This window comes from Marinobacter daepoensis DSM 16072, from assembly GCF_000421165.1.
Taxonomy (GTDB): domain Bacteria; phylum Pseudomonadota; class Gammaproteobacteria; order Pseudomonadales; family Oleiphilaceae; genus Marinobacter; species Marinobacter daepoensis.
Genome location: NZ_ATWI01000006.1, coordinates 1 through 1647, shown reverse-complemented (window position 1 = coordinate 1647; position 1647 = coordinate 1). Strand labels below are relative to the sequence as shown.

The 1647-nt window shown below is 54.5% G+C and carries 1 rRNA gene; it reads left to right on the top strand.

What is annotated here, in order from left to right:
• Positions 1-1616: ribosomal RNA gene (locus K325_RS0100520) — 23S ribosomal RNA — on the top strand; the annotation flags it as partial.
• Positions 1617-1647: the final 31 nt, after the last annotated feature.

Below are 1647 nucleotides of genomic sequence, written 5' to 3'. Positions count from 1 at the left end.
CCCGCACGCCGGAAGACCAAGGGTTCCTGCGCAACGCTAATCGGCGCAGGGTGAGTCGGCCCCTAAGGCGAGACCGAAAGGTGTAGTCGATGGGAAACGGGTTAATATTCCCGTACCTTGGATAGCTGCGATGGAGAGACGGAGAAGGCTAGGTGAGCCGGGCGACGGTTGCCCCGGTTTAAGCATGTAGGGAGTGGACTTAGGCAAATCCGGGTCCACAATCCCGAGACGCGACGACGAGTTCCTTTTAGGAACGAAGTCATTGATGCCCTGCTTCCAGGAAAATCTTCTAAGCTTCAGGCTATTCGAGACCGTACCCCAAACCGACACAGGTGGTCAGGTAGAGAATACCAAGGCGCTTGAGAGAACTCGGGTAAAGGAACTAGGCAAAATGGTGCCGTAACTTCGGGAGAAGGCACGCCGGTGTGTATGTGAAACCCCTGCGGGTGGAGCGGAAGCCGGTCGAAGATACCAGGCCCCTGCGACTGTTTATTAAAAACACAGCACTCTGCAAACACGAAAGTGGACGTATAGGGTGTGACGCCTGCCCGGTGCCGGAAGGTTAATTGATGGGGTTAGCTTAGGCGAAGCTCTTGATCGAAGCCCCGGTAAACGGCGGCCGTAACTATAACGGTCCTAAGGTAGCGAAATTCCTTGTCGGGTAAGTTCCGACCTGCACGAATGGCGTAACGATGGGGGCGCTGTCTCTACCCGAGACTCAGTGAAATTGAAATCGCCGTGAAGATGCGGTGTATCCGCGGCTAGACGGAAAGACCCCGTGAACCTTTACTATAGCTTCACAGTGAACTTTGAATATGCTTGTGTAGGATAGCTGGGAGGCTTTGAAACCAGGACGCCAGTTCTGGTGGAGCCAACCTTGAAATACCAGCCTGGCATGTTTGAGGTTCTAACTCTGGCCCCTTATCGGGGTTGAGGACACTGTGTGGTGGGTAGTTTGACTGGGGCGGTCTCCTCCCAAAGCGTAACGGAGGAGCACAAAGGTGGGCTAAGCATGGTCGGACATCATGCGGTTAGTGTAATGGCACAAGCCCGCTTGACTGCGAGACAGACACGTCGAGCAGGTACGAAAGTAGGTCATAGTGATCCGGTGGTTCTGTATGGAAGGGCCATCGCTCAACGGATAAAAGGTACTCCGGGGATAACAGGCTGATACCGCCCAAGAGTTCACATCGACGGCGGTGTTTGGCACCTCGATGTCGGCTCATCACATCCTGGGGCTGAAGCCGGTCCCAAGGGTATGGCTGTTCGCCATTTAAAGTGGTACGCGAGCTGGGTTTAGAACGTCGTGAGACAGTTCGGTCCCTATCTGCCGTGGACGTTGGAGATTTGAGGAAAGTTGCTCCTAGTACGAGAGGACCGGAGTGAACGAACCGCTGGTGTTCGGGTTGTTTCGCCAGAAGCATTGCCCGGTAGCTATGTTCGGACAGGATAACCGCTGAAAGCATCTAAGCGGGAAGCCCCTTCCAAGATGAGATCTCCCCGAGGCCTCGAGCCTCCTGAAGAGCCGTTCAAGACCAGGACGTTGATAGGCCGGGTGTGTAAGCGCTGTGAGGCGTTGAGCTAACCGGTACTAATTGCTCGTGCGGCTTGACTATATAACACCCAAGACAATTGCGGATAATGCAA